The 17329-nt window shown below is 37.6% G+C and carries 20 protein-coding genes and 1 pseudogene; 16 read left to right on the forward strand and 5 right to left on the reverse strand.

The window, feature by feature from the left end; translation table 11 throughout:
* The first annotated feature begins 53 nt into the window (after nucleotides 1-53).
* Both NST83_RS05380 and NST83_RS05385 read left to right on the forward strand, forming a co-directional pair.
* Nucleotides 54-1445: a hypothetical protein gene (locus NST83_RS05380; protein WP_342416861.1), complete on the forward strand. Its 1392-nt coding sequence runs from the start codon at nucleotides 54-56 to the stop codon at nucleotides 1443-1445.
* A 259-nt stretch (nucleotides 1446-1704) separates the two neighbouring features.
* Nucleotides 1705-2559, forward strand: a complete 855-nt coding sequence (locus tag NST83_RS05385; protein WP_342416862.1) for a hypothetical protein — start codon at nucleotides 1705-1707, stop codon at nucleotides 2557-2559.
* Nucleotides 2560-2856: 297 nt separating this feature from the next.
* On the opposite strand, the gene NST83_RS05390 is transcribed toward NST83_RS05385, so the two are convergent.
* Nucleotides 2857-3144, reverse strand: a complete 288-nt coding sequence (locus tag NST83_RS05390) for a DUF6809 family protein (protein ID WP_342416863.1) — start codon at nucleotides 3142-3144, stop codon at nucleotides 2857-2859.
* A 153-nt stretch (nucleotides 3145-3297) separates the two neighbouring features.
* Here NST83_RS05390 and NST83_RS05395 point away from each other — a divergent pair, with 153 nt between their 5' ends.
* Both NST83_RS05395 and NST83_RS05400 read left to right on the forward strand, forming a co-directional pair.
* Nucleotides 3298-3522, forward strand: coding sequence for a helix-turn-helix transcriptional regulator (locus tag NST83_RS05395; protein ID WP_152378964.1), 225 nt, complete (start codon nucleotides 3298-3300; stop codon nucleotides 3520-3522).
* A 220-nt stretch (nucleotides 3523-3742) separates the two neighbouring features.
* Nucleotides 3743-3868: a hypothetical protein gene (locus NST83_RS05400; protein ID WP_342416864.1), complete on the forward strand. Its 126-nt coding sequence runs from the start codon at nucleotides 3743-3745 to the stop codon at nucleotides 3866-3868.
* A 385-nt stretch (nucleotides 3869-4253) separates the two neighbouring features.
* On the opposite strand, the gene NST83_RS05405 is transcribed toward NST83_RS05400, so the two are convergent.
* On the reverse strand, nucleotides 4254-4562 hold the full coding sequence (locus NST83_RS05405) for a DUF6809 family protein (RefSeq protein ID WP_342416865.1): 309 nt from the start codon (nucleotides 4560-4562) through the stop codon (nucleotides 4254-4256).
* A 138-nt stretch (nucleotides 4563-4700) separates the two neighbouring features.
* Nucleotides 4701-4880, reverse strand: a complete 180-nt coding sequence (locus NST83_RS05410; RefSeq protein WP_102998896.1) for a CopG family transcriptional regulator — start codon at nucleotides 4878-4880, stop codon at nucleotides 4701-4703.
* A 586-nt stretch (nucleotides 4881-5466) separates the two neighbouring features.
* Between NST83_RS05410 and NST83_RS05415 the strand changes: the two genes are divergently transcribed.
* From NST83_RS05415 to NST83_RS05435, 5 genes are all read left to right on the forward strand, one after another.
* A complete protein-coding gene (locus NST83_RS05415; protein WP_342416866.1) occupies nucleotides 5467-6150 on the forward strand; it encodes a hypothetical protein in 684 nt (227 codons plus the stop codon).
* 65 nt (nucleotides 6151-6215) lie between these two features.
* Complete coding sequence (locus NST83_RS05420; protein WP_342416867.1) at nucleotides 6216-7013, forward strand: Shedu anti-phage system protein SduA domain-containing protein; 798 nt, start codon at nucleotides 6216-6218, stop codon at nucleotides 7011-7013.
* Nucleotides 7014-7053: 40 nt separating this feature from the next.
* Nucleotides 7054-7158: an SEC-C metal-binding domain-containing protein gene (locus tag NST83_RS05425; protein WP_342417881.1), complete on the forward strand. Its 105-nt coding sequence runs from the start codon at nucleotides 7054-7056 to the stop codon at nucleotides 7156-7158.
* Nucleotides 7159-7390: 232 nt separating this feature from the next.
* Complete coding sequence (locus tag NST83_RS05430) at nucleotides 7391-7783, forward strand: VOC family protein (protein ID WP_342416868.1); 393 nt, start codon at nucleotides 7391-7393, stop codon at nucleotides 7781-7783.
* Nucleotides 7784-8342: 559 nt separating this feature from the next.
* A complete protein-coding gene (locus NST83_RS05435; protein ID WP_342416869.1) occupies nucleotides 8343-8630 on the forward strand; it encodes a type II toxin-antitoxin system death-on-curing family toxin in 288 nt (95 codons plus the stop codon).
* A gap of 173 nt (nucleotides 8631-8803) precedes the next feature.
* Here NST83_RS05435 and NST83_RS05440 read toward each other — a convergent pair.
* A pseudogene (locus tag NST83_RS05440) lies at nucleotides 8804-9016 on the reverse strand (hypothetical protein); the annotation flags it as partial.
* A gap of 168 nt (nucleotides 9017-9184) precedes the next feature.
* Here NST83_RS05440 and NST83_RS05445 point away from each other — a divergent pair.
* On the forward strand, nucleotides 9185-9388 hold the full coding sequence (locus NST83_RS05445) for a helix-turn-helix transcriptional regulator (RefSeq protein ID WP_342416870.1): 204 nt from the start codon (nucleotides 9185-9187) through the stop codon (nucleotides 9386-9388).
* Nucleotides 9389-9940: 552 nt separating this feature from the next.
* On the opposite strand, the gene NST83_RS05450 is transcribed toward NST83_RS05445, so the two are convergent.
* Nucleotides 9941-10708, reverse strand: coding sequence for a DUF418 domain-containing protein (locus tag NST83_RS05450; protein WP_342416871.1), 768 nt, complete (start codon nucleotides 10706-10708; stop codon nucleotides 9941-9943).
* A gap of 220 nt (nucleotides 10709-10928) precedes the next feature.
* Here NST83_RS05450 and murQ point away from each other — a divergent pair, with 220 nt between their 5' ends.
* From murQ to chvE, 6 genes are all read left to right on the forward strand, one after another.
* Nucleotides 10929-11816, forward strand: coding sequence for an N-acetylmuramic acid 6-phosphate etherase (gene murQ, locus NST83_RS05455; RefSeq protein ID WP_342416872.1), 888 nt, complete (start codon nucleotides 10929-10931; stop codon nucleotides 11814-11816).
* A 26-nt stretch (nucleotides 11817-11842) separates the two neighbouring features.
* A complete protein-coding gene (locus tag NST83_RS05460) occupies nucleotides 11843-13261 on the forward strand; it encodes a PTS transporter subunit EIIC (protein ID WP_342416873.1) in 1419 nt (472 codons plus the stop codon).
* A 27-nt stretch (nucleotides 13262-13288) separates the two neighbouring features.
* Entirely contained in the window at nucleotides 13289-14341 is a 1053-nt protein-coding gene (locus tag NST83_RS05465) for a MupG family TIM beta-alpha barrel fold protein (protein ID WP_342416874.1), read from the forward strand.
* Between the two features lie 61 nt (nucleotides 14342-14402).
* Nucleotides 14403-15254 carry a MurR/RpiR family transcriptional regulator gene (locus NST83_RS05470; RefSeq protein ID WP_342416875.1) on the forward strand — a complete coding sequence of 284 codons (852 nt, stop codon included), beginning with the start codon at nucleotides 14403-14405 and terminating at the stop codon, nucleotides 15252-15254.
* Between the two features lie 448 nt (nucleotides 15255-15702).
* Nucleotides 15703-15879: a GyrI-like domain-containing protein gene (locus tag NST83_RS05475; RefSeq protein ID WP_342416876.1), complete on the forward strand. Its 177-nt coding sequence runs from the start codon at nucleotides 15703-15705 to the stop codon at nucleotides 15877-15879.
* A gap of 338 nt (nucleotides 15880-16217) precedes the next feature.
* Complete coding sequence (chvE, locus tag NST83_RS05480; RefSeq protein WP_342416877.1) at nucleotides 16218-17303, forward strand: multiple monosaccharide ABC transporter substrate-binding protein; 1086 nt, start codon at nucleotides 16218-16220, stop codon at nucleotides 17301-17303.
* Nucleotides 17304-17329: the final 26 nt, after the last annotated feature.

Consider the following 17329-nt stretch of genomic DNA (forward strand, 5'->3'; position numbering starts at 1 on the left):
TCGTTTTGTGACGAAAATCATGAGTATAAATTTGATAAGTAGGTGTGAACAATATGATGGAAGAATATAAAGATAACAAAGTAGTAGATTTAGTAGTCGAGTTAGACTTCGATCAAAATATTGATATTTTAGTTGCTGAAATTTCTGAAATTCTCAAATATAAGAATGCTCAAATCTCCACTAAAGAGTTAGAAAACGAAACTATTGTAAAATGCATATACAAAGATCAAATCAGAAATTTCGAGAATTTAAGTTTGTTTTTGGAATTTAAATTTACGAAAGATAATTTTAAAAGTATGAAGCTCTCTCTTGAGCACCATCAGATCAACGAAAATGATTTAGATTTGTATATTTATAAAACTATACAAATGAAATTGCTAAACAGTGTATATAAAAAAAATTCTAGTAAATATACTGTTCGAATATACAAAAGCATCTTCAATAAAACTACCATAAAAGGAGTATATACAATAAATTGGATAAATAAGATTCAAATGTTCCCTCTTATGGTTTTTGAAAAAGATGAATCTTATTCGGAACACATTATTGTATTCGATGTGGAAGTTAAAGCAATCAATTTAGATCAAGCAAGAAGCATTGCATATAATATTATTTCGGATTTTACTGCCTTTCTTTCTCTGCTTATAGATGTTGGATTTCAAGACATTAGATCAAAATACATGAATTTTTTAATCAAAGGTAATTTAGGTCGAATACAATTGAATCGCCATCGTACAGGTACTTACGATGAGGAACTAAAGTTATACGTGAGGGATAATTTCTATGGTATCACGCCTGAAGATAATCCAGGGTATGATTATGGCCCAATTTATTTAGTTGCAGAGGAAATGAAGACGAAAGTTACTTATCAAACAAATAGTGACGCCTTTTTAGAAAGAATATTTAAAGATAGAGAAATAAAGAAAAAGAGCTCAATGAAAAACGAATATTCAGAAGGTTCATTTGCACAGATACACAATCCACATAATCCTATTAAAGTACCCAAAAAAATTAGAGATTATTTTCGTGAAATCAAGCAGCTTGAAGAAGAAAATATAAAAAAATATGAATCTTTCAGAAATGCATGTCGAATTTACCTGCTTGCTAAGAACACAGAACAATTTAACGAAACATCAGCAATATCCTATATGGTAGCGTCTGTTGAAGCACTAGGAAAATATGAAAAGATAGGTTTCTCTGAAATGTGTAAAAGATATTTAGGGGACGATATTGATTTAAAGTTTCTCGACTATCTGTACGGGAATGTTCGATCAGGACATTTTCATTCTGGAGAATTTGCTTTTTTAGAATATGATGTTAATTTCAATAGATCTATGGATAGTTTATATACCAAAATTATTCAAAAAAATCGTGAAGCTAAAAGTAGTTTGCGAAAGGTATTGGTAAGTTGGGTTGAAGAGAATTTAAATCTTAGAAATAATTAAATATTTTTAAATAAAGAGTCAAACAAGAAAAGAAAATTTTAGTCAGTCAGAGATGCAATTCCGTCGTATAACATAATATTCACGCTGAGGACATTCGTCCTGGGTCCGGCATCCGCTGGGGCGTGAATACAGGAACGTTATACGAAATTCTTGCATTGACCAAAGAACCGACAAAATATATTTAAAAATTTTAATATTGATAGAGAATGTCGGATAAAATATAATAAAATTATATATCCATTATTTGGGGGTGCTTGAAGTGCCTATATACGAAGCGATCTATAGAAATGAAGAAAACGAAGAATTGGTACTTATTAATACATTTGAATCTCATCCCGAGTTTGAAGTTGCGAGGAATAATTTATTTTGTGTGTTCGAAAACTGTCCTGCAAAGCTTGAGTACGTACCTAAAGGCAAACGCAAGGAGCATTTTAAAACTTGGCCTAAACATAATCATATTCAAGATTGTCTGGATTACTTTGAAAGAGAGAAGGTTGCTCAGGGCAATAAAAACTCAGCGACTGCTACAATGGCTCTCACGGATAAACATATCTCAAATATCCTTAATGAAATAAAACGTAAAAGAAAGCAGAAAGAAAATGAAGGGCAATTGCATCAGGGGAATAAAAAAACTAAGAAAAAAAGAACTAATGTAGATACATCTTTGCCCGCAACAAGTAATATTAATATTAATCCAACAACTGGTCCTGATGCTGTGCTACAGGAGGGTGAAGGTGGTTATAAAGCACCACCTGTTAGAAGGAGAAATTTAACGCTCTTAAATAATGATGATATTGGTTTTACTCGTAGTCTAGAAGATGCGACAATAGAACAGATTGAAATAGACGATGAACGGGTAGTTTTTAAAGTTTCAAATGGACAAAGACACTGTAATATTTACTTTGAAGAGTTTTTCTTTACTAATTCACCAGTAAACTTTTTGGAATTACTCAAGCAACTAAAAGAGATAGTAGATAAGAGCAACCTGAAATTTTATTTCAGTTGTGTCGGAGAAGTAGTAAAAAGAGATGATTCGGTTCATATGTTAATCAATAGGAATACTCATTTTAGAGTAGATGATCAGTATTTACCAGTATTCCTCCATACGCTCTGAATTTAAGTAACTATTCCTAGATGTACTTCTATCATTAAAGTACATCTTTTTTTTATAGTTTGGACTATTCAAGGATGGCAATAACATCGTATAACAAAATATTCACGTTGCGAGGCCATGAGGCACCTTGTGGATCGCCAGGAGTTAAGCAGCGAGGAAGCGGGATCGGGCAATTAATTCTGCGAGCCTAAGTCTCTGACCCAGTCGCTACGTTCCTTTAAGGCTCTGGGGTTCGTGAATACAAGAACGTTATACGACAGAATCAAAAACAATAGAAAAAGAGGGTCATATGGCCCTCTAAATACTAGAATTTTGTAATTCACTAAATAGTTGTAGAGCATCTTTGAAACCTTGTATGTAGATACTTCTTTCTAGGATGGATTGGAGAGAAATTTGGGCGTCTTCGTAAAGAAAAACCGTATGTTGAAGTTGATCGGGCAAAGCATCACGAAGCGTTTTAAAATATTGATCTGTCTCCGAAGAAAGCTGAGTGTACTCCTTATGACACTCCAGAAGCTCAGTATATAGTAATTCTAAACGTATTCTTATAAGCGGATCTGTTAATGATTCTAATGTATTAATCATATGTTATTCCTCCTCAAGTTAACTTTATAGAGTTATTATATAACCTTATAAAGTTAATTGAAAGATGAATATTTGACTTTATAGAGTTAAAACTTCGCTTTTCGTTGATGATTGCTAATATGGAAGATAAGATAGAATTATGGAGGGGAAAAGATGAACGTAATCAAGTGCAATATACGAGAACTCATGGCAGAACATCGAATAGATGATATAACAGAATTGATGGCGAAATCGGGCTTAAGTCGGAATTCAATCAACAAGTTGTATAGGGGAACGAATATAGAAACAACAAAGCTGGAAACCTTATTCAAGCTATGCGACACATTTAACTGCAAATTATCAGATTTAATTGAGTATGTACCCAAAGAAAACCAATAGTGAAGGCAGATTCGAGAAGTGATTCCATCGTATAACATAATATTCAAGCTTCGGCTCCTTTGGAGCCTTGGTCTGCGGATGGATTTCGGGGAGGAATTTCAGCAGACAACCCTTCGGGGTTCATGAATACAGGAACGTTATGTGAAATTCTATTGGATACCATTAAACCAAATAAATGATATAATACAACCAACCCAAAACGTCTGCAGGGGGATTAATCGTGAAGTGGCAAGGAGTACAACAAATCTTTCCGAATCAACTTGTGAAGTTCGAAATTTTTTGTTCTGAAGGGATAAATCATAAAGAATTTATAGATGATTTTTCTGAAAGTAGACATGTGAAATGAGATGCATCTGTGCAAGCACTAGATATCAGGGGCTACGCCCCTGATATGCGGACTTTGAAGATTAAATTAAGTGCTTGCTGTAACGCAATACATTCGCCCCCCCGCTGCCTAAATCTGATGGAAAAAGACGTGCGACGTCCAGCTTTTAACAGCCATCCATTCTCTCGTTCAGTGGCCTGAAGGTTTGTGTTCCCCTGTTTGCTTCTCCTGATGAAAATTGCTGTTTCTGTCCTAGTTACCGATTTTTATATAACTCTCTTGCAGTTAACAATTAATCGCCGCACTATATTCCTCCGCGTAACACATCATGCTGGATGACAAGCTTGGTGTAAGCAAACAGCTTGTTCTTCCTTAATACATAAAAGTCATCTTGTCGCTATTTTCGTCATAATGACAAGCCCGAAGTTGCATTCGGAACAAACTCCTCGCGTTTGCTCATGACCTCGATCATCATGTTGGCCCCAAGCCTGAACCCATGAATAAATGCGGCTTCGACGTGCATTCCGTCAGACATGTCACACAAGTCGAAAAACTCCTCAAGCTCACGAAATTCTTCTTCGCCAAGTCTGTTTCTCCATTGCTCCGTCATAGCTACGATTTGTCGGCCTAACTGTCGATATTCAGGATGAGACGGTACAATTGTCTCATCGGGATGAAGCTGTCCGTGGTAAAGAGCTTCCAGAATAGATTTCATGTTCATCCTCCCATAAATGTAATCGCATCGCTTGAATGAGATTCCTGCACATGGTAGGATATTTATGCAGTCTGCTTATTAAGCGATTGCGCTTAGGAAGTAGCGATGTTCTTTTCGGGACTCACGCTGCTTCCTTCTTTATTTTTGGAGATCGTCATACACCTTCTCAATCCCTTTACGCACGATATCCGAACGGGTCGTACTCAACTTCTCGGTGCAAGCATCAAGCTTACTCAAGATAGTCTGATCGACACGTATCTTAATCGTTTCGCTTTTGGGATTGTCAGATGGAGGACGCCCCATCTTTTTGGACGACATCGCTTCACCCCACTTTTCGTGTCCACAATAATCATATTATTGTGGACACGAAAAGTCAATCCATATGTTGAACTACTCATTCCTTTTCCCTCGGCAGGTTAGGCATCTTTCACACGAAACTGCTGTCTCGTGTTGAAGCAAGCACTGAATTTGGGTATCCAAATACGCTTGTTAGACGACAGGCCCCTAATACCCATGTTTCTGTTCTTTGACGAAATATGTGGCATGTTCCATTCCATGAGTACCTGTCTTTTTATATATCTTTTTAGGCATCACAAGACCAGAAACATTGATATGACCAATGTATCTCCTATTGAATGTATATTGGATGATATACCTTCACCAATTGGCGTCAAAAGTTTTTAAGATTTCAGGGTACAATAATCCTCCTTGTGGTAATGAATTTAATAATAAATTACATTTATGAATAACATTCTCAAATGATTAAATGAATCACGGATGCGTATTACGCAGACTATCACCAATAGATCATATGACCCACCGCGATATGAGACTCCCACACTATAGTATAACAATATATGGTATGATAATACAGAGAACGTCACCTGGAAAGGGAGTTGTTTGTTTGAATAATTGGATATTGTTTATTGTCTTCATAATTATTTTCTGTATTGGATTAGTTCGAAGTACCTTCAATTATTTTCATGTGTTAAAGAAGAAAAATTTCTCAATTGATTTCCTTAATAACTTCAGAGAGTTTGGCTCTCAACTTGTTCAGCAAGAACTCTTTGATTCCGAAAAATACCAATGGTTAATGATGAATTCATCCAAAATGCAAACAATGATGGGGAGTTACGGAGTAGCCTCTTATAAGCCCCCTTTCGCTAATTATATGTACAACAATTATCAACTGGTCGTAAATGGGATAAGAGAAATAAAAGATAACTTTCAAAGAGCGGCGGGCAGCTACGGACTAAGCTTTGAAAAACGTTGGGTTATTGAATCAATTAGTATGGTTGATGACGCACTTCTTACATATGTAGGTGCAATTAGTGATGCTTTAGATGAAGTAAAAAAGGATTCGAAAAATCCACTTATTTGGTTGCGCGAAGGTGTTCGGTTTATCGTAACGAGCCCAATTTCACTGATGTATTGGTCTGGATTAATCAAGTATAGGACGTACAATGTAATATCAAATAACTTCTTTGTAAAGTTACTTTCATTTCTTATTGGCATCATTGGTTTCGTTAGTTCAATCGTTACAATAGTCACGGGCTATACGCCATTTAAATCTCTTATTGGGTTTTAAATCAAGAACGATTAATATTTGGGAATTACGGATAAGTGCGTGTGTTTACTTATAGGAGGATGTGTATGTCACTATATGAACGAAACTATACAACAATTACTGATGAAGAAAGATTAATATGGGAAGATATGAAGGAACAAGAGAAAACTGGTCTAGGAAACCTACGGAAGCGAAATCTTTTCTTGAAATATCCGAAAGCAATACGTCATTATTTAAGCTTATTTCCGAATCACTATTTAGATGTTGTGGAGTTACGAGACGAAGTTAGACTACAAAATATAACTGAACAGTACCTACTTGAAATAAACAACCCAAAAGCAAACGAATTATCCATTATGAAATTTATTAAGCAAAGTAGAACTTATTTTATTATTGCTTCTTTGTTTAAAGATTATAATTTTGGACACCACGAAGCATATGTAATTCCAGAGTTTATGTTTGGAAATACTTATCGTGTAGACTATCTATTGATTGGAAAAAATTCGGGTGGTTATGAATTTATACTCGTTGAACTTGAACATCCTTATAAGGATATTACAACGAAATGTGGAGATTTAGGCAGTGCATTTCGTAAAGGGATAAAACAGATTGACGATTGGAAAAGGTATCTTATTCCCAATTTCATGACACTTGAAGAAACATTTTTAAAGTATAAAAACCCCAAAATAGATCTTCCCCGAGAATTTATTAAACCAGATATAACCCGTATTCATTACGTTGTTGTCGCCGGGAGACGTAGCCATTTTAACGATAACACTTATTGGATTAAAAGAAATAAAAGAGAAAATGAGAAGATTAATCTACTTCATTATGACAATCTATACGACTATGCTGTGGACACTATAGGTAAGTCAACATATTAGTCTCAAAACTTTTCTAAAAGGAGGGTGTGAAGGTGAAGATATCGGTAGGAATGATCCATGTTTCTACGGTAGTGGTAAGAAGTATAAAAAATGTTGCTTAGGAATAAATGAGATTAATTTTGAAAAAACAAATGATGTTGTTTGAGTTATTCAGGGTAGATTAGAACTTCACTTAACATAATATTCAGGCTGCGGCTCCGTCGGAGCCTGGGTCTGCGGGATGGATTTCAGAGAGGCATTTCAGCAGACAACCCCTGACGGGGTTCGTGAATACAGAAACGTTAGCTGAAATCGTCGAAAAACTTTTAAATAGCTTAAGCAGTTATTGTTCGATAATTCGTTGTGAAAATTAATAAAATCATACAAGGAGTGTAGATATGAAACTGGGAGCAACGTTATACATTAAGAATACAGTTGATGCCGTGGAGTTTTACAAGGATGCTTTTGGAATGAATTTGGGATATAATGAGAAATTTCCAGATGGAACGTTCATACATGCGGAGTTACTTAAAGATGGACATGAAGTATTTGCCGTAAGTGAGTCCCCAAATGATGCATTTGTTAATGTTATGTTGTCATCATCATTAAAAGAGTCGCGACCGACTATGAGTTATAGTATTAATTTTGACAACGAAGAAGAAGTAAGGAAAGCATATTCTATTTTAGCAGAAGGAGGAAAGGTGCTATTACCTATAGGGTCTCTTCCATGGAGTTCTTGTTGTGCAGAGGTAGTAGATAAATATGGTGTGTATTGGTATATAACTGTGTAAATATATCATTCCATTTTTGAGAATAATCTAAAGTTTGGTTTATATTGTTATTGTAAGTTGTTAGTAATGTTCTAATAGATTCGATAGTTTAATCGAAGAAGCGACGACTTTAGCTAACACCGTACTCACGCTACGGACCCTAACGGGTCCTTGGTCTGCAGAGGTATTTCGAGGGAGCGGAAACAGCAGACAACCCTGCTCTGGCTAAGTCCGTCGGACCCGGGGCTAACGCCCCTTAAGCCAGTGAGGGTTCGTGAATACAATAACGTTAGGTGAAATATCGGCAACCCCATAAAAACATTAAAGGCGAATGTTAAGTCCCATCATGCTTTGGTGTATAATGAAAACAAAGAAGTGCAGGAGGTATGTGTGATTGATTTTATCGAATTTCTAAAGAACCGAAGTAATCAGCAAATGGAGTCACTAATGGACGATATTATAAATGAAAACGCTGAAGCACTTAGGGAATTAGCCAAATGAAGAATATCAGTTTAGAACAAATTATTCAATTCCATACTAAGATTGTAAAGGCAACAGGTGGTTCGGTTGGGATCATGGAATGATTGAAAGTGCATTACGAAAAGCAGAAGCAACCTTCGATGGACAGGAGCTTTACGAAGGTACGATAAGGAAAATATCTGTAATTGGATACGCGTTAATAAAGAATCATGGATTTATTGACGGGAATAAACGTATAGGTGTAGCGACAATTTTATTTTTATTACGTTTAAATGGATTGTCAATAAAATATGAACAGAAAGAACTAATTGAATTAGGATTAAAAACGGCAGAAGGAACAATTAAAGAAGAGAATATTGAACAATGGATAGAAGAACATCGAGTATAGAAAGTGCTTGATGTTCTTTGCTTAATAGAGGATATTTGTAGGCAACTCAAAGAAGGCCGATACATCATCTAACATAATATTCACGCATCGGGCTATGCCCTTGGTTTGGCCGAGGAATTTCGTTATGTAAGATGGAGAGCATCTTTAAAACCTTGCAAATAGATTTCACGCTATAAAATAGCTTGAACAGAAAGGTCTGCATCATCAAAAAGGAATAGAGTCTTTTGTATATCCTCTGGTAGTAGTTCATGTAACTGCTTGAAGAAAAGATTCCGTTCGGATGAGAACTGGTTGTAGCTGGAGTTGTTTTTGATAAGCTCGCCATATAAAGATTCAATTCGATTACGTATCAGTGAATCGAGTAAGACTTCTAAAGAATTATGCATATTTGAACACCACATTGATTTAATTTTGTGAATAAAAGTTTAACTAATTGAATAAAATTTTATCATAACGAACATATAAGTCAATACATGTTGAAGATGTTTTTGATAAAGAAAATATACTTTCATATAATTAAAGAAAATTAACTTCATGTGTGAAAGGAATAACAGATGATTAGTTACAAACCTTTTCAAAAATTATTGATCGACAGGGAAATTAAGAAGCAGGACTTACTTAAAATGACAGGGATTTCGTCTGCTACAATGGCGAAGCTCAATACGAGTGAATATGTGTCATTAGAGGTAATTGATAAATTATGTACGGCTTTAGGTTGTCAACCAGGAGATTTATTGGAACACATAGCAGAGCAATGACAGATCAAGATCAAGGAAGAATTTTGGTTGATCGAAGCAGTGATTCCGTCGTGTAACATAAATATTCAAGCTGTGGCTCCGTCGGAGCCTGGGTCTGCTATATAGTCTTTTTATCTAATAGGATTAGCTGAAGTTTATTTGACCCACACGTACCTGTCATTGATGGGATGTTCGTGTGAAACAATTCTAGTAGAAGTTACTGAATTTAACTTTCTTATCTGGAAAGTAATAGGATATTTAATTAGGTAAAGAGTCTGAGCGATAAAGAAGAAATCCTTATCGTTCAGACTCTTTTTTCTTTTTATACCCATAGATGTAAGACTAAAGAAAACTTCCGATTGAGCACTATAGTAAATTTGCAAAATGTCTATCCTGCATAGCAGTACACCCTAAACACCACAGAAAGGGAGTTGCCTTGGCAATGATAGCAAATATGTTGTCTATATTTCCAAGCGATGCTGATATCAGAAATTTGTCCTACATAGAAAACGAGTATAGAAGAGCAACCTTTAAACACTTTCAAGTGTTAGGTAATAAGCTAGCAGGAGCCTTTTATCGTTTTATTGCATGCTTTGTTCCATATGTCATCAAACGCCAAACCTTTTCTAAGGGTCCCATGGAAAAGAACTTGAACGAGATGGTGCTAAAAATGATTTGAATAATATAGATCAGAACTGCGATGTAGAGAATATCTTTTGGTGAAACGACTTCGAAACCTATAATTGAAATGGTTGCCGTCCCTATAATGCTTTGTGCTACATAATTTGTAAATGCCATTTGACCAACCCGTGATATGGGTGTCAGGAATTTCACAATGTGTTTATTTTCTAATAGTAGAAATAATGTTGTTAAGTAAAACAAAGTGGTTGGAAGTGATCCTAAGCCCGTAACTGAATTTACATTGCTGCTCCCACTTTGAGAAGCATTCGAAATCCATAGTGAGAAACCAACGAATAAAAGAAATGATACCATTTGAATCCATCTAATTGGTTTAGATAATTCTTTTGTGTGTGTCAGCCAACCTGACTTCGCGGTTAAAAAACCAGCTAAAAACATAATAAAAATTTGTAAAGCGTCATTAGAAAAAATATCAAGGATAGAGGATATTTCCCCTAGAGAGGGTAAAAATATTTTTACCACCAAGGAAATGATGTAAATGGATGTCATACCAATAAGCCACTTTTTAAGTGTAGAAACCGTTGTGTGATAAAAAGGGATTAGAAACAATCCGATAATCGCGTATACGGGTAGAATGGTTCCCCAAAAGATAAACACATGAATGATTCCCAGCAGCAAGAGGATTAGTAAACGTCTAGCCATACGCCATCTTGGTTTATCTCCCCGGCTTTCGGCTCTTGAGGAAATGTATAGACCTACTCCAAATAGGAATGAAAAAATAGATTCTTTCGCAAAAAATTCATTTCAGAATTTTGACATTTTGTTTTAAGTAAAACTAAATAATGTTGAAAAAATATTTCAGTAATGTTATCATTCGATTAGAAAGCGATTTCATATACGGAAAAGGATGATGATAAAAATCATGTTAGAGCATTTGACAACAGAGACTCGCAATAAGAAGACAATGAACTTGGATGAATTAACACCTCTTGAACTTTTGGAAGTGATGAATGAAGAAGACCAAAAGGTCGCACAGGCGGTTAAGCAAGAAATTCCGCAAATTGCCAAAGCTGTTGAAGTAATAACAATGGTGCTCAAACAAGGTGGACGCTTAATTTACATGGGGGCTGGAACAAGTGGACGTATCGGCTTGCTAGATGCGGTTGAATGTCCACCAACCTTTGGAACAGCACCTGAAGAGGTAGTTGGACTAATTGCTGGAGGAGAGAGAGCGTTTATTAAAGCGGTCGAAGGTGCAGAGGACAATGAACAATTAGGGGCGCAAGATTTACAAGATATTAAGCTAACAGCCAAAGATGTTGTTGTAGGAATTGCCGCTAGCGGACGCACGCCTTATGTTATCGGTGGATTAGAATATGCCAATTCTATTGGAGCGCCTACCGTAGCCGTGAGTTGCAACAAAGATTCAGCGATTGGTAAAGTTGCCAAGATTGCGATTGAAGTCGTGAACGGACCGGAAGTGTTAACTGGCTCAACACGTTTAAAAGCTGGGAGCTCTCAAAAATTAATTTGCAATATGCTTTCCACAGCTTCGATGATTGGCACGGGGAAAGTATATGGGAATTTAATGGTAGATGTACAGTTAACTAATGAAAAACTTGTAGAACGTGCTAAACGTATTGTTATGGATGCGACAGATTGTGGTGCTGAAACAGCAGAAGATTATTTGAAAAAGGCAGATCATAAACCGAAAATTGCAATTGTGATGCTTCTTGCCGGGCTTTCGAAAGAAGAAGCTGTACAACGTTTGGAGGAATCACAAGGGTTTGTACGTCAAGCGATAAAATAATGCGAAAGTAAGAAGGGGGCATAAACATGAGTAAATATCATGATTTAGCGGTCAAAATATTAGGGGCTATTGGTGGCAGTTCAAATGTATCCGAATATACTCATTGCATGACTCGTCTTCGTGTAACTGTAGTTGATCGCAGTCGAATCGCTGAAGCGGAATTGAAGAAGATTGATGGGGTTCTAGGTGTAGTGGATGATGAAACGTATCAAATCATTCTCGGACCAGGGGTCGTGACCAAAGTAGCTGAAGAATTTGGTGAAGTGTTAGAAGGAAGTGTCTCAGAGGGTAAAAGTTCAGCTTCGGCTGAACAATTACAAGCAAAAGGCGCAGAAATGAAAGCACAACTCAAAAAGAAAAATGATACACCGTTCAAAAACTTTTTGCGGAAAATAGGAAATATTTTTATCCCCCTAATTCCTGCATTCGTTGGAGCTGGTTTAATTGCGGGTATTGGCTCGATTCTAGCGAACAATATTACAGCAGGCAACTTAGACGCCACAACTTGGCAGCAATATGTAACGATATTAAATGTAATTAAAAATGCGATTTTTAGTTACTTAGTGATCTATGTCGGCATTAATGCAGCTAAAGAATTTGGAGCTACTCCTGCGCTTGGTGGAGTGATCGGTGGGGTAACGCTTTTAACAGGTGTTACAGCTGACTTGTCCATTAATAATATATTTACGGGTGCGCCTTTAACGCCTGGGCAAGGAGGAGTTATTGGTGTTCTAATCGCAGTATGGATTTTATCAATCGTTGAAAAATATTTGCGTAAAGTTATTCCAGATGCCGTTGATATTATCGTTACGCCTACAATAGCCTTACTAGTCGTGGGGCTGATAACTATATTTTTCATCATGCCATTTGCTGGATTTATTTCTAATAACTTAATCGGAGCGATTAACTGGACGATAGAAGTTGGTGGTGCATTCTCAGGTTTTGTATTAGGGACAGCGTTTTTACCACTTGTTATGTTAGGGCTGCATCAGGTATTGACGCCGATTCATATTGAGATGATCAATAGCTCAGGGATGACGTTATTACTTCCGATGCTTGCTATGGCTGGTGCCGGTCAAGTAGGGGCATCCATTGCATTATGGATTCGTTGCAAGAAGAATAAATCATTAACAAACATGATTAAAGGTGCGCTTCCAGTTGGTATTCTAGGAATCGGGGAGCCATTGATCTATGGGGTTACTTTACCGCTAGGACGTCCTTTCATTACAGCTTGTATTGGCGGAGGTATTGGTGGTGCGGTCATTGGTTTATATGGTAACGTTGGAGCGATTGCTATTGGGCCATCTGGAGTTGCGTTAATTCCATTGATTGCGAATGGATTATGGTTGAAATATGTAATAGGGTTAATTGCAGCTTATGCTGGTGGTTTTATAGCTACTTATTTATTCGGTACACCAAAAGAGGCTATGGCAGAACAGGAATAACTGATCAGAAGTATTGAGGTGATTCGAATGTTGGGGATTTCAATTTTTGTAGCGGACCGGACGTTAGTAGAAAACATCAATTATATGAAAAAAATGAAGGAAGCAGGTTGTACAGAAATATTCACATCCCTTCATATGCCAGAAGATGATATAGAACTATTGAAGGAGAAATTGCTGGAAATCACAAACGCTGCCAAACAATTAGAAATGGACTTGATGGCAGATATTTCTGGGAAAGCATTGGAGAAATTTTCTTTTCGCTTTTTATTGGAATCGGGTGTTACAGGTTTGCGGTTGGATTTTGGATTTAGCGCCCATGATATTGCTGCCTACTCGCAAATAATGAAAATTGCCTTAAACGCTAGCACATTAACACCAGAGTTCTTAGCTACATTAAAAGATCATCATATTTGTCTTGATAATATTGAAGCTTGGCATAATTATTATCCCCGCCCGGAAACTGGGCTTGATAAAGAAACGTTTAAAGAGAAGAACAGATGGTTGCAAGCTGAAGGCATTACGACAATGGCCTTTATTCCTGGAGACGGGCTGAAGAGAAAACCATTATTTGAAAGCTTGCCTACATTAGAGAAGCATCGGAATCAATCTTCTTTTCTAGCTTACTTGGAATTAGAGAAGGATTGTGCCGTGGACAAAATTTTTGTTGGAGACTTAACACTTTCAGAATGGTCTCAGCTTCAATTTCAAAGTTATCAAGAAGGAATTATTCTTTTGCGGGTAACCAAGGAACTGCCTTATGCCTTATGGGATATTGTCCATCGGAATCGCCTTGACGCTGCTCGTGATGTGGTTCGCTCAGAAACTGCACGAACAGATGAAGAACGTTTTGTAATGACAAAAAATATTGCGCCTATGCATACGAACAAGCGACCAAAAGGATCGATTACGGTCGATAATTATTTGTATGGCCGCTATGAACATGAGTTACAGATCACATTAACGGATCTGTCGGCACATGAGGGCGTTAATGTGATTGGTCATGTGATAGAAGAAGACATTCCGCTATTAGACTACGTTAGAAAAGGCGGAAGCCGATTTTCCTTTACAACTGCTACTTAATGATTACTCCCGTCTATTTTGTTATAATAAGTAAAATAGATTAAGTAGAGGAGATAAAGACTTGGTAGTAGGAAATATGATTTCTCAAATTGAACTAGTATTAAATGAACTGCCAGAATCCGAAAAAAAAGTAGCTGAGTACATTCTTGCCAATGCTAAAGAAGTGCTGCATATGACCATACATGAGTTAGCGACGAAATCGGAGGCAAGTAGTGCGGCGGTAGTTCGTTTTTGCAGGTCGCTGGGAATAGATGGTTTCCCTGCTCTGAAAATTCGTTTATCAGCGGAAGTAGAAAATACGCAGTATGTTGGCTACTTTGATGTTGAATCGAATGAAACGGTGCATTCTATCATTGATAAAATGTTGTCGAACACAATACTGACCTTTCAGAATACGGCCAGTCAACTGGACGCGCAATCTATTGAGCAGGCAGTGAGCCTGTTACAGCAGGCAGAAGTTATTTATGTTTATGGGATAGGTGCCTCTTTTATTATTGCAGAAGATGCAGCACAAAAATGGATTCGGCTTGGTAAAAATGTATATGCGATTTCAGATCGTCATTTATTAGCAGCGTCCATGGCTACGAAATCAGAAAACGCCGTCTTCTGGGGAATTTCGTACAGCGGTGAGACGAGAGAGGTTATTCAATTAATAAAGCGAGCTAAGGAACAGGGGATAAAAACAATTAGCCTCACTCGTCCTGGTAATAACAAGCTCTCTCAGCTTGCCGATGTTTCTTTATTTACATCACGTGCGCCAGAAGCACAGCTTCGTAGTGCGGCAACAAGCTCTAGATTTGCTCAATTATTTGTGCTCGATATTGTCTTTAGCGCATATGCTTCTGCTCAGCATGATTTTACTGTGGAGCAGCTAGCGAAGACAAGGAAAATGATTGAGGTTTTGTATGATTAATGTTTTGATTAGAAGCTTCTTCCAGAGTATGGGGGAAGCTTTTTTTTTGTAAAGTGCTTTAAGGAGATCGAACTATTCTTCCATTTAATAGTATAATCAATGGTATTCCTTATATTTGCGAACTTCGTGAATATTACGTTATATGTACTTACTACAACAGACATTTTGAATGGAGGAGATTTTCTGGAAGCTAAAGTAATAACACTACCCCTTTTCATGTTGTAGGTTACAAAATTGAAGCAGATATTAAAGAGTTTGAGTCTGGTCTAGGTAAGAACATTTATCATTTGCTATTTGAAAGAAAAGACGAAATTCAAAACAAGAAAAATGAGAATGTGATTTTAATGCAGATTTATCCTAATGAAGCCCGATTTTAATCCCAGATGGATAGGTTTACACATATTCTTTGTTATGAAGTAAGTAAACACAAGGCGATGTTCCATTAAATATGGTAAGTCATGCTGTCACTGAAAGTAAGTATGTTACTTACACACATAAGGGACTTGAATCTGAACTCAGTCGTTCGTATGACTATGTATATGGCCAATGGATTAGAGAAACTGGAAATGAACCAAAGGATTATGATTTTGAAATTTGGGATGAAAGATTGATGAATTGTCAATAAAAGTGTGAACTCTTTAGATAGCGGATTTAATGATTCTACAAATTGAGACTTTGCCAATCGTAAGAAGGCTAAAGTCTTTTTGTGTTTTCAAAATATATGAGCGATCTCCCGATAATCTCCATTCTCCTCAAATCCAATCCCGTCCCCCCACACAAAGGTTAAAATTTTATAAAAAAAGTTCAAAACGAGCAAAGACCTTTCCCGGCTTGGAATGATACCATGTGGTTGCACATAAAAAAAGGAGAGGCGTTCATCGCCACTCTATTGTAAGCGCTATCTAATATCTACTCTAATCAGCACTAAATGACCCGCATCACATGAGGAAAGGGGAGCTTCATATGAAAAAAGGAGCTGTTGTCGTCTGGCTTCTGGTTTTGGCCTTGATGCTTTCAGCCTGTAATTTGGCAGAGAGTGGAACGGGCAGCAAGGAAAAAGGCTATGTGGGCATTTCCATGCCGACCAAATCGTCCGAGCGTTGGGTAGGGGACGGAGAGAATATGGTCCGGCTGTTTCAGGAGCAAGGCTATAAAACAGATTTACAGTATGCCGAGGACGTGGTGGAAAACCAGATTGCCCAAATTGAAAATATGATTACCAAGGGCGTGAATGTCATGGTGGTTGCATCCGTGGACGGGAATACACTAACAGATGTGATCAAGAAGGCGCACGACCGGGGGATTCAGGTTATTTCCTATGACCGTCTGATTCGGAACACGCCGTATCTGACGTATTATGCGACCTTCGACAACTTTAAGGTGGGCGTGCTACAGGCGTCATATATTGAGAAAAAGCTGGGACTCAAGGAAGGCAAAGGCCCCTTCAATGTGGAGCTGTTTGGCGGTTCGCCGGATGATAATAACGCATACTTTTTCTTTAACGGCGCGATGTCCGTCCTCAAGCCATACATTGATTCGGGCAAATTGGTCGTACGCAGCAAGCAAATGACGATGGCACAGATTGCTACGCTGCGGTGGGACGGAGCTTTGGCCCAGTCGCGGATGGATAATCTGCTGAGTGCCTACTATTCGGGAGCCAATCTGGACGCGGTGTTATCCCCGTATGATGGGATTAGCATCGGTATTATTTCATCCCTCAAAGGGGTTGGCTACGGATCAGCGAACAAGCCGCTGCCGATCATTACGGGGCAGGATGCGGAGCTGGCTTCGATCAAGTCGATTGTGGCCGGGGAGCAGACGCAAACTATATTCAAGGATACTCGCAAGCTGGCTGAGCAGACGGTTGTGATGGCCAACAGCATTTTACAGGGCAAGCAAGCAGAAGTGAATGATGCCAAATCATATAACAACGGAATAAAGGTAGTTCCTGCTTATTTGCTTGACCCGATCTCGGTGGATCGGACGAATGTCGAGAAGGATATTGTGGGGAGTCATTATTACACCAAGGAGCAAATCGGACTGAAATAAGAGCAGGCTATTCAAACCGAAAGGAG

The sequence above is a fragment of the Paenibacillus sp. FSL R10-2782 genome (assembly GCF_038592985.1).
GTDB classification, from domain to species: domain Bacteria; phylum Bacillota; class Bacilli; order Paenibacillales; family Paenibacillaceae; genus Paenibacillus; species Paenibacillus terrae_C.

What these genes read in the sequence shown, in the direction of transcription:
- NST83_RS05445 (WP_342416870.1), top strand. Translation starts at nt 9,185, where the DNA reads ATGATTAGTTACAAACCTTTTCAAAAATTATTGATCGACAGGGAAATT.
- NST83_RS05380 (WP_342416861.1), top strand. Translation starts at nt 54, where the DNA reads ATGATGGAAGAATATAAAGATAACAAAGTAGTAGATTTAGTAGTCGAG.
- NST83_RS05460 (WP_342416873.1), top strand. Translation starts at nt 11,843, where the DNA reads ATGAGTAAATATCATGATTTAGCGGTCAAAATATTAGGGGCTATTGGT.
- NST83_RS05435 (WP_342416869.1), top strand. Translation starts at nt 8,343, where the DNA reads ATGATTGAAAGTGCATTACGAAAAGCAGAAGCAACCTTCGATGGACAG.
- NST83_RS05450 (WP_342416871.1), bottom strand. Translation starts at nt 10,708, where the DNA reads ATGGCTAGACGTTTACTAATCCTCTTGCTGCTGGGAATCATTCATGTG.
- NST83_RS05405 (WP_342416865.1), bottom strand. Translation starts at nt 4,562, where the DNA reads ATGAAATCTATTCTGGAAGCTCTTTACCACGGACAGCTTCATCCCGAT.
- NST83_RS05475 (WP_342416876.1), top strand. Translation starts at nt 15,703, where the DNA reads ATGGTAAGTCATGCTGTCACTGAAAGTAAGTATGTTACTTACACACAT.
- NST83_RS05395 (WP_152378964.1), top strand. Translation starts at nt 3,298, where the DNA reads ATGAACGTAATCAAGTGCAATATACGAGAACTCATGGCAGAACATCGA.
- NST83_RS05465 (WP_342416874.1), top strand. Translation starts at nt 13,289, where the DNA reads ATGTTGGGGATTTCAATTTTTGTAGCGGACCGGACGTTAGTAGAAAAC.
- murQ (WP_342416872.1), top strand. Translation starts at nt 10,929, where the DNA reads ATGTTAGAGCATTTGACAACAGAGACTCGCAATAAGAAGACAATGAAC.
- chvE (WP_342416877.1), top strand. Translation starts at nt 16,218, where the DNA reads ATGAAAAAAGGAGCTGTTGTCGTCTGGCTTCTGGTTTTGGCCTTGATG.
- NST83_RS05390 (WP_342416863.1), bottom strand. Translation starts at nt 3,144, where the DNA reads ATGATTAATACATTAGAATCATTAACAGATCCGCTTATAAGAATACGT.
- NST83_RS05430 (WP_342416868.1), top strand. Translation starts at nt 7,391, where the DNA reads ATGAAACTGGGAGCAACGTTATACATTAAGAATACAGTTGATGCCGTG.
- NST83_RS05410 (WP_102998896.1), bottom strand. Translation starts at nt 4,880, where the DNA reads ATGTCGTCCAAAAAGATGGGGCGTCCTCCATCTGACAATCCCAAAAGC.
- NST83_RS05420 (WP_342416867.1), top strand. Translation starts at nt 6,216, where the DNA reads ATGTCACTATATGAACGAAACTATACAACAATTACTGATGAAGAAAGA.